Origin of the sequence: Arthrobacter sp. Rue61a (assembly GCF_000294695.2) — a bacterium.
Taxonomy (GTDB): domain Bacteria; phylum Actinomycetota; class Actinomycetes; order Actinomycetales; family Micrococcaceae; genus Arthrobacter; species Arthrobacter aurescens_A.
In genome coordinates, this window is record NC_018531.1 from 464324 (window position 1) to 478406 (window position 14083).

The 14083-nt window shown below is 61.9% G+C and carries 13 protein-coding genes; 9 read left to right on the forward strand and 4 right to left on the reverse strand.

The annotated features are described in order from the left end of the window. Nucleotides 1-56: 56 nt before the first annotated feature. Nucleotides 57-971, reverse strand: coding sequence for a formyltetrahydrofolate deformylase (gene purU / locus ARUE_RS02285; protein WP_011773241.1), 915 nt, complete (start codon nt 969-971; stop codon nt 57-59). 119 nt (nt 972-1090) lie between these two features. On the opposite strand from purU, the gene ARUE_RS02290 reads away from it, so the two are divergent. The 4 genes from ARUE_RS02290 (at nt 1091) to ARUE_RS02305 (ending at nt 4621) form a co-directional block, all read left to right on the forward strand. After that, nucleotides 1091-1771 carry a GntR family transcriptional regulator gene (locus ARUE_RS02290; protein ID WP_011773242.1) on the forward strand — a complete coding sequence of 227 codons (681 nt, stop codon included), beginning with the start codon at nt 1091-1093 and terminating at the stop codon, nt 1769-1771. Between the two features lie 161 nt (nt 1772-1932). Further along, entirely contained in the window at nt 1933-2847 is a 915-nt protein-coding gene (gene pdxS / locus ARUE_RS02295; RefSeq protein ID WP_051024888.1) for a pyridoxal 5'-phosphate synthase lyase subunit PdxS, read from the forward strand. 4 nt (nt 2848-2851) lie between these two features. Continuing rightward, nucleotides 2852-3076, forward strand: coding sequence for a hypothetical protein (locus tag ARUE_RS02300; protein ID WP_014920586.1), 225 nt, complete (start codon nt 2852-2854; stop codon nt 3074-3076). Nucleotides 3077-3214: 138 nt separating this feature from the next. Further along, entirely contained in the window at nt 3215-4621 is a 1407-nt protein-coding gene (locus tag ARUE_RS02305; protein ID WP_051024890.1) for an MFS transporter, read from the forward strand. A gap of 111 nt (nt 4622-4732) precedes the next feature. On the opposite strand, the gene ARUE_RS02310 is transcribed toward ARUE_RS02305, so the two are convergent. Next, the gene (locus ARUE_RS02310) at nt 4733-5665 is read right to left on the reverse strand and encodes a LysR family transcriptional regulator (RefSeq protein WP_011773245.1); all 933 of its coding nucleotides are present in this window, start codon (nt 5663-5665) and stop codon (nt 4733-4735) included. 169 nt (nt 5666-5834) lie between these two features. Between ARUE_RS02310 and ARUE_RS02315 the strand changes: the two genes are divergently transcribed. Both ARUE_RS02315 and ARUE_RS02320 read left to right on the forward strand, forming a co-directional pair. Next, on the forward strand, nt 5835-7139 hold the full coding sequence (locus tag ARUE_RS02315) for an aromatic ring-hydroxylating oxygenase subunit alpha (RefSeq protein WP_011773246.1): 1305 nt from the start codon (nt 5835-5837) through the stop codon (nt 7137-7139). After that, nucleotides 7136-8545, forward strand: a complete 1410-nt coding sequence (locus tag ARUE_RS02320; RefSeq protein WP_014920589.1) for a ferredoxin reductase — start codon at nt 7136-7138, stop codon at nt 8543-8545. The genes ARUE_RS02315 and ARUE_RS02320 overlap by 4 nt, the downstream gene beginning before the upstream one ends. A gap of 34 nt (nt 8546-8579) precedes the next feature. On the opposite strand, the gene ARUE_RS02325 is transcribed toward ARUE_RS02320, so the two are convergent. After that, nucleotides 8580-9854, reverse strand: a complete 1275-nt coding sequence (locus ARUE_RS02325; RefSeq protein WP_011773248.1) for a helix-turn-helix transcriptional regulator — start codon at nt 9852-9854, stop codon at nt 8580-8582. Between the two features lie 153 nt (nt 9855-10007). Between ARUE_RS02325 and hxlB the strand changes: the two genes are divergently transcribed. Together hxlB and hxlA are read left to right on the forward strand one after the other, a co-directional pair. After that, the gene (hxlB, locus tag ARUE_RS02330; protein WP_014920590.1) at nt 10008-10598 is read left to right on the forward strand and encodes a 6-phospho-3-hexuloisomerase; all 591 of its coding nucleotides are present in this window, start codon (nt 10008-10010) and stop codon (nt 10596-10598) included. A gap of 52 nt (nt 10599-10650) precedes the next feature. Further along, nucleotides 10651-11274: a 3-hexulose-6-phosphate synthase gene (gene hxlA, locus ARUE_RS02335; protein WP_011773250.1), complete on the forward strand. Its 624-nt coding sequence runs from the start codon at nt 10651-10653 to the stop codon at nt 11272-11274. 7 nt (nt 11275-11281) lie between these two features. On the opposite strand, the gene ARUE_RS02340 is transcribed toward hxlA, so the two are convergent. Then, a complete protein-coding gene (locus ARUE_RS02340) occupies nt 11282-13435 on the reverse strand; it encodes an amylo-alpha-1,6-glucosidase (protein ID WP_014920591.1) in 2154 nt (717 codons plus the stop codon). Nucleotides 13436-13713: 278 nt separating this feature from the next. On the opposite strand from ARUE_RS02340, the gene ARUE_RS02345 reads away from it, so the two are divergent. Then, complete coding sequence (locus tag ARUE_RS02345; protein WP_011773252.1) at nt 13714-14052, forward strand: hypothetical protein; 339 nt, start codon at nt 13714-13716, stop codon at nt 14050-14052. Nucleotides 14053-14083 lie beyond the last annotated feature (31 nt).

Below are 14083 nucleotides of genomic sequence, written 5' to 3' on the forward strand. Positions count from 1 at the left end.
AAGTTTCTCCTGCTGAAAGTTAAAGGGGTGAGTCTGCTGGTGTTCTATTGCGCGGTTTAGCGGAAGACCACGGTGCTGGTCTGGTCCAGCAGTACCCGGTGTTCGCAGTGCCACCTGACAGCCCGGGACAATGCCAGGGCTTCAGCATCCTGGCCCACGGTTGAGAGCGTGGTGGGACCGTAGCTGTGGTCGACGCGGATGACTTCCTGTTCGATGATCGGGCCCTCATCCAGGTCCGCGGTCACGTAATGGGCGGTGGCGCCGACGAGCTTCACGCCTCGGTCATAGGCCTGGTGGTAGGGGCGCGCACCCTTGAAGCCGGGAAGGAACGAGTGGTGGATGTTGATGGCGCGTCCTTCAAGGGCGCGGCACAGGTCGTCGGAGAGAACCTGCATGTACCTTGCGAGCACCACGAGGTCCACGTTGTATTCCTCCACCAGGTCCAGCAGCCGCTGCTCAGCTTCTGCCTTGGTGTCCGGGGTAACGGGAATGTAGACGAACGGAAGTCCTGCAGCCTCGGCCATGGCGCGGTGGGTTTCGTGATTGGAAGCAACCACCACGAGGTCGCCGCCCAGGCTACCGCCCCGCCAGCGGAAGATGAGATCGTTAAGGCAGTGCCCAAACTTGGACACCATGACCAACACGCGCTTCTTGGTTTGGTCGTGGAAGCTGAACTTCATCTCGAAGCGGTCAGCAATTGCGCTGAATTCCTCTTCGAGCCGCTCCGGCGAGTAGGACAGCGGCCCGGAGAAAGCGGTCCGCAGGTGAAGCGTCTGGCGGAGGCCGTCGTCGAACTGCTGGTGTTCTTCGATGTTGAAACCGCGTTCGAACAGGAAGGTAGTGACTGCCTGAACGATCCCGGCCCGTTCTACGCACGACAATGTGAGTACGAACTTCTGTGCCTGCTCGTCTTTGAGCGTTTCCGGCTTGGGCAGTGTGCTTACGGGTGAGTCTGTCGCCATGAGGGTCATGTCGCCTCCTTTAGATATATTCCTGGGTCCTGAACTGATATATTAGGATTGAATTCAGCGTATACTGGTGACTGAGGCAGGTCAATAGATTTTTCGGATGTGAAGAAAGGGCTGGCGCCGTGGCTTTTGGAACCCTGGCAATCACTGGCGATGCCACGAAGAAATCCTTGGCAGATGTCGCCTACGAGCGACTCCGCGACCGGCTGCTGATGCTGGAGATCAAGCCCGGCGACCTCCTCAATGATGATCAGCTCGCCAAGGAGCTGGAGATCGGACGCACCCCTGTGCGGGAAGCCCTGAAGAGGCTTGAGTTGGACCGGCTGGTCATCACCTATCCGCGGCGGGGCACGTTTGCCACCCGCGTTGAAGTAACCGACCTGGCATTTATTTCAGAGATTCGGGCCCAGCTGGAACCCTTGGCTGCCGCGCGTGCCGCGCGGGTTGCTTCCGCCGCCACCAAAGAACACCTGCGTGAAGTGATGCGCAATGTGGAGGACTTTGATGTCAGCGCCGCGTCAGTGGTTGAAACCTTGCGTCTCGACGCCAGTGTTCACCAGGGAATCTATGCGGCGGCCGCGAACCCGCACCTTGAGGACGTCCTGATTCGCTACGACAATCTGGCGACACGTATCTGGTGCATGGTGCTCGATCGCCTCCCTGATCTTGAGCATCATGTGCGCGAACACCTCGACCTGCTGCGGGCCGTCATTGACGGCGATGAAGAAAAGGCGGCCGAGCTGGCTCGCGTGCACGTCAGCGGCTTTGAGCATGCGGTACGTCAGGCGCTGTTCGCTGCTTAGGCCTTAGCGTCATGCCGGGCTGTTGACTCCATGCCGCAGTGATTGCATACTGAACACTCCAACTAATATATCACCCGGATATCAGATGCGGCTCGCTCTGCACCTCCGCTGTGTCCGGGCGCTTGTGATGCAATCACAGCCTTTATCCCTTGGAGTATCGCGTGACTACAAGACCCCTCCTTTTCGAACACATCCCGCTCACGGGCAGCAGCCGGGTTAAGCGGGGCATGGCGGAGATGCTCAAGGGCGGCGTCATCATGGACGTCGTTAACGTCGAGCAGGCCCGCATCGCCGAGGACGCCGGCGCCGTCGCCGTCATGGCCCTCGAGCGCGTCCCGGCCGACATCCGCGCCCAGGGCGGCGTGTCCCGCATGTCAGACCCGGACATGATCGATCAGATCATCGCCGCCGTGTCCATCCCGGTCATGGCCAAGGCCCGCATCGGCCACTTCGTCGAAGCCCAGGTCCTGCAGTCCCTCGGTGTCGACTACATCGACGAGTCCGAGGTCCTGACCCCGGCGGACTACATCAACCACATCGACAAGTGGAACTTCACCGTTCCCTTCGTCTGTGGTGCCACCAACCTCGGTGAGGCTTTGCGCCGTATCAACGAAGGCGCGGCGATGATCCGTTCCAAGGGCGAAGCCGGTACCGGCGATGTTTCCAACGCCACGGGCCATATGCGCAAGATCCGTTCGGAGATCGCCAAGCTCGCTGCCCTGCCTGAGGACGAGCTGTACGTTGCGGCCAAGGAGCTGCAGGCCCCGTACGAGCTGGTCAAGGAAGTTGCCGCCACCGGCAAGCTCCCCGTGGTCCTGTTCACCGCCGGTGGCATCGCTACCCCGGCTGATGCTGCGATGATGATGCAGCTCGGCGCCGACGGCGTATTCGTTGGTTCCGGTATCTTCAAGTCCGGTAACCCGGCAGAGCGCGCCGCCGCCGTCGTGAAGGCCACCACGTTCCACGACGACCCTGATGTGATCGCCAAAGTCTCCCGCGGCTTGGGCGAAGCCATGGTGGGCATCAACGTCGACGACATCCCCCAGCCCCACCGCCTCGCAGAGCGCGGCTGGTAAGCGAATGACGGATCTTAGTCTGGTCAAAACCATCCACGGCCGGGGCCTGCGGAACGATTGGGCTCAACTCGTCGGCCACACGGTAGAGGTGTGGCTGTTGGAGCACCACGTTCTCACCGGGGTGGTGGAGCAGGCCTCCGACGATGATTCCGTGCTCTGGATCGCGGCGGAGGGACTAACAACCAGGAAGCTGTTTGATAAGTCGACGGGCTACCAGATCTGGGCGTGAGCGACGCGGGCTGGTGAGTTGTAACAAATTGACAGGCTGTGATGAGCGACACTAGCTTGCTCATATATCAGTCTTTTGTTTGTAGTATATTTAGCGCCTCTTTGCAGCGTCGCGAGGAGGCAAAGGCCTAGGAGAACCATGGGACTTAGCTCCACTCTCGATTCAGCACGCTTTTCCTCCTTCCATCGCAAACTCGTGATCGGATGCATGGGTGGCCCACTCCTCGACGGATACATGCTGAGCATCATTGGAATCGCGATGGTTGGGTTGACCGCCCAATTCGGTGCCAACGAGCTTGAAGTCAGCCTCATCGGCGCCTCGGCCTTGGTGGGCATATTCTTCGGCGCGCTGTTCCTTGGGCCGTTGACGGACAAGATCGGCCGGCGCCTCATGTACACCATTGACCTATGGGCCTTGGTGATTGCCTCTGCCCTGCAGTTCGTTGTCCAGGATGCCACCCAGCTGATCATCCTTCGCTTCATTGTTGGCCTCGCAATCGGGGCCGACTATCCCATAGCCAGTGCCCTGCTGGCGGAGTGGCTTCCCCAGAAACGGCGGGGCAAAATGCTGGGAATGCTGATCACGGGCTGGTTTGCCGGCGCAGCATTGGCTTCTTTGGTTGGGTTCATCATGTCCGAGGTCTTCGGCCCGGAAAGCTGGCGATGGATGCTGGGAAGCTCCGCAGTGCTGGGCATAGCCGTGCTGGCAATGCGCCATGGGATTCCCGAGTCACCGCGTTGGCTGTTTAACAACGGACGTCGCAGGGAAGCCGAGGACGCCCTCCGCATTGGACTTGGCGACCAAGTGGACGCCGCGGCCGTGTTCGCGGCGGAAGCACAGGCTCCCGCCCAGGCTCCGGCCAAGGGCAAGGTAGATTTCTCGCTGCTCCTGTGCCGCCTCTACCCCAAGAGGTTGTTCTTCTGCAGTGCCTTCTACATCCTCCAGGTAACTCCGCTCTTCGCGATCTTCACCTTCGGGCCTGTCATCCTTGGTTCTTTCGGCCTGGGTGAAGGCAACCTGGCCAACCTTGGCTCCGTGATCATCAATGCGGTCTTCCTGCTCGGATGCCTTCCCGCCCTGCGCCTGGTTGAGACCGTAGGACGCCGTCCTCTCATCATCTGGAGCTTCGCGCTCATGGCGATCCCGCTGTTTGTCCTGGGATTCGCTCCCGGCGCACCCGTGGCAGTCATCATCGCGTGCTTCTGTATGTACGCGTTCTTCTCCGGTGGTCCGAACATCCTCGAGTGGGCTTACCCCAGCGAGCTCTTTCCCACTGAGGTTCGGGCGAGCGCCATCGGCATCACCACCGGCGCCAGCAGAATCGGTGCTGCAATTGGCACCTTCGTGATTCCCTTCGCCCTGCGAGACTGGGGGATCGGACCCACCATGTTGGCCGCTGCAGGGCTGACCGCCCTCGGCTGGGTGGTCTGCGTCTTCATGGCTGAAGAGACCAAGGGATTGTCGCTCTCGGCGGCAGCCGGCGGCGAGGAGACAATCCCCGCGGCAACTTCACCAAAGCAGTCCGACACCGCCGCCGTCCCGTAAAGATGCCGTGATTGACGCCGTCGGACGTCCTTTTGCCCACCAGTAGGGCCTCTGCGCCCGCCGCCACGCACTAGATGTGGCGGCGGGCGTTTGGCCGTGCCCAACCAGCGCTCAGAGATCGTCTTCGGGTCGGGCGGTGAGGATCCGATTGGCGCGGTCCTGCAGGATGCCGAGCGACTCCTGGATGAGCGGCGAAGCGATGCTGCCCCTGCGCACCGCAGCGACGATGCGGCGCGAGGGCTTGCCTTTGCCTGTGATGCGGAGTCGAACCACGTTCTCTGCGCCATGGAGTGGCGCCAGCCGCGGCAGCAGGCCCACGCCAAGTCCCGCACCCACAAAGGCGATTTGGGTTTCCCATTCAACAGCCTCATGGGCTATCCGAGGTGTCACTCCGACTGCCGTGAACGCCGCGGTGAAGAGGGAATGGTAGGTGGAGCCGGCGGCCTCGGTGATCCACGGTTCCGATGCCAGCTCTTCGAGCGTTACCATCTCCCGCGATGCCAACGGGTGGTCACCGGGAATGATCACATCCAAGGGATCGTCGAGCAGAACCCTCTGCTCGAACCGTGGATCGTCCTCAACATAGGTGTCGGACTGCATGGCGACGATCACCGCGAGGTCGATTCGCTCGGCAACCAACAAGTCGAAGCAGCGGGCCGGGTTGGCCTCGAGGACCTGTACCTCCAGCAGGGGGCGAGTTGAGCGAAGGGTGGCGGCGAGGGGCGCGAGCAACTGGGCGGCCGCCGTCGAGAATCCACCGAGCCCAAAACGGGACTGCACCTGGTCGCCGGCCTCCATGGCTGCGGCGCGCAGGCTCTCCCATTCCGCCACGAGGGCGTCTGAGCCCGCCACGAGGAAGCGGCCGGTGGCGGTCAATCGCACGCCCCTGCCATCCTTCGTCAGCAGCTGCATTCCAAGCAGACGCTGGAGTTCCCGCAGTTGCGCGGAGACGGCGGAGGGGGAGTATCCCGTGAGTTCAGCTGTTGCTCCAACAGTGCCGCAGCGGGCAAATACACGAAGGGTGTTGAGCCTTGCATCGATCATGCACCCATCATGCACCTATTGTGCATGGTTATCTCCAAAATATTGCGCTTTTGTTGCAGTTCATTCGTCCCTAATCTCGTACTACGAAGACTTCGATAACGCCGGTGACGACGACGCACCTGCGATCCCCAAAAAATGCACGCTTACCCAGCCTCCCGGGAGGAAACCCATGACTGCTCCAGTGAACTTGCCCCTCAAATCACGCGGAAAACTCGCTTCATCATTGCCTGCTGAGCAGCTGGCGGAAATCGCCGGGCTGTTTGAATTCCGCCGCACGGGCTACTCACTTGATGCCCCCTTCTACACGGACCCCACGATCTTCAAGATCGACATGGAAGCAATTTTTGGCGAGCACTGGATCTTCGCCGGCAGCGTCGCTGAGCTGCCGGAGCCGGGAGACTACATCACGGTCGATTACGGGCCCTACTCCCTGATCGTGCTGCGCAATGACGATGGCGGCGTGAACGTCCTGCACAACGTATGCCGCCACCGCGGCGCCCGCGTCCTCACCGAAGCCGCAGGATCAACCGGAAACCTGGTCTGCGGCTACCACTCCTGGACCTACTCTCCCGAAGGTAACCTGATCCACGCTTCGGCCCCCGGGGAAACCAAGTTCGATAAGGGCTGCTTCGGTCTCAAGCGCGCCCACAGCCGCGTGGTGGCCGGACTCATCTTCGTTTGCGTCGCCGACGAACCGCCAACCGACTTCGACGAAACCTCAAAGATCTTCGAGCCGTACCTCGCACCCCACGATCTGTCCAAGACGAAGGTCGCCTACCAGCAGAACATCATCGAAGAGGGCAACTGGAAGCTCGTCATGGAGAACAACCGTGAGTGCTACCACTGCGACGGACACCCGGAGCTCGCCTGTTCCCTCTTCCCCACCTGGGGCCTGACGGAGGGCCTGATCCCGGCCCACCTCGAAGAAGTGTGGGACCGCAACAAGGAAGCCCAGTCCTCGCTCGAGGAGCGTTGCCGCCGCTACGGCCTTCCCTACGAGGTGGTGGAAGAGCTCGACACCCGCATCGCCGGAATCCGCATCTCACGTGAATCGCTCGACGGCGAGGGCGAATCGTTCTCGGCTGATGGACGCAGGCTCTCCAAGAAGTTGCTCGGTGACTTGCCGGACTTCCGCCTCGGCCGCTGCTCGATGCACCTGCAGCCCAACAGCTGGTTCCACTTCCAGAGCGACCACGTCATCACGTTCGGCGTCTTCCCCGTCAACGAGCACCAGACCCTGGTGCGCACCACCTGGCTGGTAGCCGACGACGCCGTTGAAGGCGTTGACTACGACCTGGACAAGCTCACCTACACCTGGAAGCAGACAAACCTGCAGGACAAGGCCTTCGTGGAGCTGTGCCAGACGGGCGCCGGCAGCCCCGCCTACGAGCCCGGCCCGTACATGAAGAGCGAGTACCAGGTAGAGGCGTTCATCAACTGGTACGTGCAGCGCGTGCAGGAGCACTTGGCATGATTGAACTCCTCACTGAAACGGCAATCCAGGAGCCACAGCGCATTCGCGGACTTGAGATGCCGTGGAACAGGGTCATGGGCAGCACCGAGGCACCCGCCCGGGCTGCCCGTGCGCTGGGTCCCTGGCATCCACAGGAGTTCATGGCCGAATGTGTGGAGACCGTTCCCGAGGCGGGCGGCCTCATGACTTTCGTGTTCCGCCGCTGCGACGGTGCGCCCCTGGCGTTCCGTGCGGGCCAGTATGTGAACATCGCTTTTCCGGTGAACGGCGAGGACCAGGACCCGGTTGACCGCAGCTATTCGCTGTCCAGTTCTCCAACTGAGCCTTGGACCTTCAACATCAGCGTCAAGCGCGACGCCACAGGACTGGTTTCACCGTGGGTGCACCAGAATGTCAAACCCGGCACTGTGCTGGAGATGCTGGGACCGGTGGGCGCATTCCACTTGCCGGATGCCGACCGGCGGGCGCGGTATCTCCTGTTGGCTGCCGGCGCAGGCATCACCCCCATCATGTCCATGGTGCGCACCATCCACTCCCTGCCCGGACATGCTGATGTTGTGGTGCTGTACCACGGTGCGGAGGCCGGAGGCTTTGCCTTCCATCAGGAGCTGGCCTACATCGCCTCCGTGGACTCGCGCATCAAGGTCTTCTACTCCCTGGGCGACCGCAACAAACCTGAGGGATGGGAAGGGCTCAGCGGAAGGCTGACGGCAGCCATGCTGGATGAGGTGGCTCCCGACGCCAACGGCCGCCAAGTCTATGCCTGTGGCCCCGAGGGCTACTTGAACACCGCCACCGAGCTGCTGGGCAAGGTTGGCGTCGACGACACCTCCATTTACATGGAGTTCTTTTCGGGTGATCGTCAGACACTCCTCGAATACCAGGCGGAGCTCGCGCTCGCAGTGGACATCGCCGAAGAAATCGCAGAGGAAATCGCCGACTCCGCCGAGGACTACTACGAAAGCCAGCCCACAGCGTTCGGGCTCTACGAGCCCGGCTACGACGCCGAGGGCCCCCTCCAAGCCACGGGGTTGCCGCTGGAAACCGTCGACCCTGAGGCGCCCGAAACCTCCGACGGCGGTTCGGCTGCGGAAGCGGAGGCCGAGGCCCCTGATGCTTCGAGCTTCGAAACCGTGGGAACGGGAAGCCTTACCCTGTCCTTCATGCGCACCGGCATCAACGTGCGCATCGACCCCACCGAGCACATCCTCGGTCCCGCCCAGCGTGCGGGCGTCAGGATCGGCGCCAACTGCAAGGAAGGCATGTGCGGCTCCTGCAAGGTCGTTAAGCTTTCCGGTGAGGTGGACATGAATCACCAGGGCGGGATCCGGGCACGGGAAATCGATGCAGGCAAGTTCCTGCCCTGCTGCTCCACCGCACGCACCGATATGGTGATCGACGCCTAACAGCTGACAGCTGCTGCAGCAGATCCAGCAGCGGCTACCGGAGTCCCGCACTGTGGGCCAGCGCAATGGCCTCAGTGCGGGACCGGACGTCCAACTTCCGGAAAAGGTTCCGGAGGTGGAATTTCACGGTGTTTTCGCTGATGCCAAGGTCCGTGGCAATCGTGCGGTTCCGTTGGCCGGCGGCCAGCAACTGAAGGACCTCGAGTTCCCTGGCAGCCAAACCCCACTCCGCTACGTCCCCCGCAGGGGTTGACGGCGGATCCAGGGGCAGGACCACGGAGATATCCGCGCCCCACCCCTGCATAATGTCCACGGTCATGGTCCCGTCCACAGCCTGCACGCGTTGAAGCAACCGTTCAAGGGTGGGCCCTTCAGGCGACAGCTCACCGCCGCCGTCATCCCTGACATTGATCAGAAGGTTCTCGCCATCGCAGTCCCATTGCGTCCGGACCCGATGGACATCAGACTGCTCGGCGATGGCCAGGACCAATCCTCGAACCACAGCCCGGGCGGCATGGGCCACCTCGCCGGGCAAAGCCCTTCCGTTCGCGGGGGGCTCGATGAACTGGATATCGATCTTGCTGAAGTGCATCAGTGGCCGCAGGTCCTCCCGAAGCCTCTCGAAGGCCGTAGCCACAGGCTCTTCCACCAGGTTGCTGGTGCGGTCGTTGAGCGTACGGAGGCCTACCAACGCTTTGACAGTCACATCCGTCACGAACGTGCGCGCCGCGTGATCGTCCAGGGAGTTTGACCGGAGGGCCGCGAGGACGGTCTCCAAAGTTGTTGAATGCTGGTCCACCAGTTCGCCGGTGACGCGGACACGCTCCGCTGACGCCGCCCGGGACTCCAGAAGATACGACGGCGGCGCGTCGCTGACTTTCTCCTGAATGCGCGCCGCTGCCAACTGCCAAAGGTAGGTCACCATCCGGACAGCTGCACTGTCCTCATCCGTGGGCGTTGGAGCCGGATCGCTAAGGACCAACAGAGCATTGCTTGGCGTGTAGCGAAAAGCCAAGACCTCCCGCTGCTGGCCGCCAATGACAGCGGGGCCACGCCACGGTCCTTCCCCTTCCATCGCAGCACGCAGGCGGTCCAGTTCCGGGATGGACACCCGGCTGACGATGTCCTCGGCGCCGGCCTTCTTCTGTGGCCTGCCCGTGCAGTCCTCAGTGAAGATGACCAGCGCACTCGATGCCAGGAAAGGGAGGGTGGCTGCGCGGAGCTCCTCGGCAATCCGGTTCAAGGGTGCCTTCGCAATGGACGCAATCGCGTCCAGGAGAGACCAAGAGAAGTCGGTGGGCTGCGGCATGCCACTAAGCCTAAGCGATTCCACACCACACCGCCTACCCAAAGGGGTGGTCAGAACCGTCCCTTCTTGGCGTTACCCCTACCTGAATCAGCCGGAACAATTGTTGTTAAACCCCATTGAGGGAACAGGGCACCTACCCACGAAGGAACGAATGTGAACGTCACCGCCGAATCAATAACCTTTACCAGTGACGACGTAGCCAGCAACGTATCCCTGATCCTCGGCGAGGTGGCTGACACTGCCTCCGGCATCGACTACAGCCAAGTGTCGCGCCTTGCCGACAAGATCAACGGTGCTGAACGCGTCTTCCTCACCGGTGCTGGGCGGAGCGGCCTGGCCTTACGGATGGCAGCCATGCGCCTCATGCATCTAGGCAAGACCGTCCATGTTGCCGGCGACACCACAACACCGGCCATCAGTGCCGGGGATTTGCTGGTGGTCGCTTCCGGTTCAGGTACCACATCCGGGGTGGTCAAAGCAGCTCAAACCGCGCTCGCAGCCGGCGCGCAGCTTGCCGCAATCACTACCAATTCCACCTCGCCTTTGGCCGGTCTTGCCGACGCCGTGGTGGTTATCCCGGCTGCGCAGAAAACGGACCACGTATCCAACATTTCGCGGCAGTACTCCGGCAGCCTCTTCGAACAGTCGCTCTTCCTGGTGACCGAGGCCGTTTTCCATACGCTCTGGGGCGCCACCGACGAGCCGGCCGAGCAGCTCTGGTTGCGTCACGCCAACCTCGAGTAAGCCCCCTCACTACCCCGATACCCAACCAACCCTCCAAGAAGGAAACAGCACCATGAAACTGCAAGTTGCACTTGACCTCCTCACCATCGAAGACGCCCTGGAACTCGCCGGCAAAGTAGCCGAACACGTGGACATCATCGAACTGGGTACGCCGTTGATCAAGGCCGAGGGTCTCGCCGCCGTTACGGCAATTAAGAAGGCCCACCCCACCAAGATCGTCTTCGCGGACATGAAGACCATGGACGCCGGTGAACTTGAAGCCGACATCGCTTTCAAGGCAGGTGCCGATCTGGTGTCCGTCCTGGGAACCGCGGACGATTCCACCATTGCCGGTGCGGTCAAGGCAGCACAGTCCCACAACAAAGGCATTGTGGTGGACCTGATCGGCGTCGCCGACAAAGTAACCCGCGCGAAGGAATCCCGCGCCTTGGGGGCAAAGTTCATTGAGTTCCACGCGGGCCTGGATGAGCAAGCCCAGCCCGGCTTCGACCTCCGCGGCCTGCTCAATGCCGGCGAAGAGGCCCGCGTTCCGTTCTCAGTGGCCGGAGGCGTGAACGCTTCCACCATCGCGGCGGTGCAATTGGCGGGTGCCGATGTAGCGGTCGCGGGCAGTGCAATCTACAGCGCAGCCGACCCGGAACTGGCTGCAAAGGAACTCAAGGCAGCCATTCAGTAGTTCCAGCCTATTGTTCAGAGCGCCGCAGCTCCGCCCGTTCCACGAGCTCCGTAATCCAAGGCCGCTGCGCGCGGTGGAGTTCCAGGCCTTCCGGAAGTCCCTGAACCCGGGATGAAGAACCTACAACGTCGATGGTGATGCGCCCGCTCCCCATGGGGGCATTACTGATGTGCAGGTCGCCGTAAGACTCCGGCAGCACGGGATCCAGCCAGACGCCTCCCAAGGAAATGTGGGCGTCGTAGCGCATGAGTCCGGTAATCAGCTGGATAGGAGTGGTGGCAGCCCATGCCTGCGGTGAACAGGCAGTGGGATACGGCACGGGCTCCCTGAACTGTTGGCGGTCAAAACCGCAGAAGAGTTCGGGGAGCCTGCCGCCCGAAAACTCCGCAGCTTCGAGAAGGGCCGTGGCAATCCGCTGCGCTTCCTCCACGAATCCATAGCGGAGCAGGCCGGCCGCTATTAGGGCGTTGTCATGTGGCCAGACCGATCCGTTGTGATAGCTGGCGGGGTTGTAGGCGCCCATGTCGCTGGCCAGTGTCCGGACGCCCCAACCGCTGAACATCTCTGGTGACATCAGCCGCTCCACCACAAGGGGAGCCTTGTCTTCATCTACCAGACCGAACCACAAGCAGTGCCCCATGTTTGAAGCACAGGCGTCCACGGGTCGCTTGTCCTTATCCAAGGCCACCGCGTAGTAGCCCTTGTCCGGGAGCCAGAAGTCCTCGTTGAACTTCCTTTTCAGGCGATCCGCGCGTTCCCTCAGCTCAGCTGCCAAGGTGAGGTCGCCGTCGTCGTAAGCCATCCAGGCGCGCGCCATATAGGCGCCGTGCACGTAGGCCTGGACTTCGCACAGCGCCAACGGCGGCTCGGCGATAGTGCCGTCTGCAAAGTTGATGCCGTCCCAGGAGTCCTTCCAACCCTGGTTGATGAGGCCGTGCTGGTTGGGACGCCCGTATTCCACAAAACCGTCGCCATCCCTGTCGCCGTAGTCCCTGATCCATTCGAGCGCGCGATCCGCGTTGGGCAGCAGCTCGGAAATCACGTCCTTGGCGAAGCCCCAACGGCTGACGGAGCCCAGGACAATGACAAAAAGGGGAGTGGCGTCCACGCTGCCGTAGTAGGCGGACTTGCCGCCCAGGGCCAAGCCACTGGAGACGTCCAGCCGAACTTCATGCAGGATCTTGCCCGGCTCTTCCTCGCTGGTGGTGTCCACTACTGTTCCTTGGCGGTCCGCCAAGGTGCGGAGGGTTCCCAATGCCAGTGAGGGGTCAACGGCCAGCGCCATTTCTGACGCCCACAAGGAGTCGCGGCCAAACAACGTCATGAACCATGGTGCGCCAGCGGCTACGACCACCCTGTCCGGATGGTCCGGATCCTGGATCCTCAACGCCCCCAGGTCCTCGTAGCTGCGCCTCAGGGTGCGTTCGATGGAGCGGTTGCCCACCTGCAGGCGGGGGATCTTGGCCACCCATTCCTGCCGACGACGATCACTGGGAGACAATTCACCGCGGGATGGATGGGCGAAGGGCGTTCCCGCGCCGTCAACGGTGGGGACTACGGTCACCCGGGTACTCCAGCTCCCCGAAGCCGGAATCTTCGCCGTGAAGCCCAACGCCCTGGCGCCCGCGCCTGCGCCCTCGGCCCGGATGACCACGCTTTTCCGGATGCCCTCCCACTTTCCGCGTATCTCCAAGGAATCGCCGTCCGGGATGCGGGTTTCTGTCCACTCCCGGGTGATTCGTGCTTCCTTCACTTCAAAAAGATCTGCGAAGTCCGTTTCAGCAGTCAGCAGGATTCGGCATTCCGCCGGCTGCCTGGAGTAGTTGCGGACGGTGATTTCTTCCAGGATTCCGGTCCCTACTTCCCTCAGCCGTTCCACCAGCAAAGGGCTGTCCGCGTAGCCGTCCGAATGAGGCACCCTGCCCACAAACAAGGCACGGTAAGGTTCCCGGGTTTCTGCTGCCAACGGTTCGATCATCTGCCCGTTGATGGTCAGCTCCCACCGGGAGAGAATCCGGGTGTCCAGATGGAAAACGCCGTGGGGAAGTTCGGGGTGGATGTCCCCGTTGGCGGAGGAAATGCAGAACGATGAACCTTCCACCAGTGTGACCGTTCCAGAGCCCAACGGCCCCGCTGCGGTGTCCGAATTCCATCCAGCCACGTGAGGCTCCTTACCACTGAGCGTGCGGATCGCTTGAGCTTGAGCGGCCGCTGGGTGGGCGGCCTCTGCATGAGTGTTATCGACGCTACGCCGGAGAACTTGCAGGCACCAGAGGCGGGCAGTTGACAGAACCTCTGCGGAGGGCAAGAAGTTCCCGCAACCCAGTGTTAACCTCATTTCCTCGCACGGGAAAGCAGAACAGGTCTATAGTGAGGGAACAGGACATTCGCTGATGCAGCCCGGCGGCCCGCTTTTCCTTCCGACGCCGGAGGCCCGTAATGACCGACACCCAAATAGGCAGCTTTATTCGCGACTGCGTGGTGTTTGAGGACGACACTGAGAACGGCTTGGACTTTGACACTTTCTACGGCCTGTACATCAGCTGGTGCGTCCTCGGACGCAAAATTCCCATTCCCGACTCAGCTTTCAAAACCGCCCTCGAGCTTGAGGGCGTCAAGCCCATCAAGGAAAATGGCCGGCGAATCTATCCCGGCATGAGCATGGTAGGTCCCGCAGCAAGGGACTACGTGGTCAACAGCGTTCCCGTGTGGAGTGAGACCGCCACCGACATCCCGGTTTCCGAGATCCGCCAACAAGCTGTGGCGTCTATCGCCTGATCTCACCAGCAAGCGTTCAGCCCGTGCCCCT

Bases quoted from the DNA above. Each gene is read 5' to 3' on its own strand.
- purU (WP_011773241.1), bottom strand. From the start codon at position 971: ATGACCCTCATGGCGACAGACTCACCCGTAAGCACACTGCCCAAGCCG.
- ARUE_RS02300 (WP_014920586.1), top strand. From the start codon at position 2,852: ATGACGGATCTTAGTCTGGTCAAAACCATCCACGGCCGGGGCCTGCGG.
- ARUE_RS02305 (WP_051024890.1), top strand. From the start codon at position 3,215: ATGGGACTTAGCTCCACTCTCGATTCAGCACGCTTTTCCTCCTTCCAT.
- ARUE_RS02310 (WP_011773245.1), bottom strand. From the start codon at position 5,665: ATGATCGATGCAAGGCTCAACACCCTTCGTGTATTTGCCCGCTGCGGC.
- ARUE_RS02315 (WP_011773246.1), top strand. From the start codon at position 5,835: ATGACTGCTCCAGTGAACTTGCCCCTCAAATCACGCGGAAAACTCGCT.
- ARUE_RS02320 (WP_014920589.1), top strand. From the start codon at position 7,136: ATGATTGAACTCCTCACTGAAACGGCAATCCAGGAGCCACAGCGCATT.
- ARUE_RS02325 (WP_011773248.1), bottom strand. From the start codon at position 9,854: ATGCCGCAGCCCACCGACTTCTCTTGGTCTCTCCTGGACGCGATTGCG.
- hxlA (WP_011773250.1), top strand. From the start codon at position 10,651: ATGAAACTGCAAGTTGCACTTGACCTCCTCACCATCGAAGACGCCCTG.
- ARUE_RS02345 (WP_011773252.1), top strand. From the start codon at position 13,714: ATGACCGACACCCAAATAGGCAGCTTTATTCGCGACTGCGTGGTGTTT.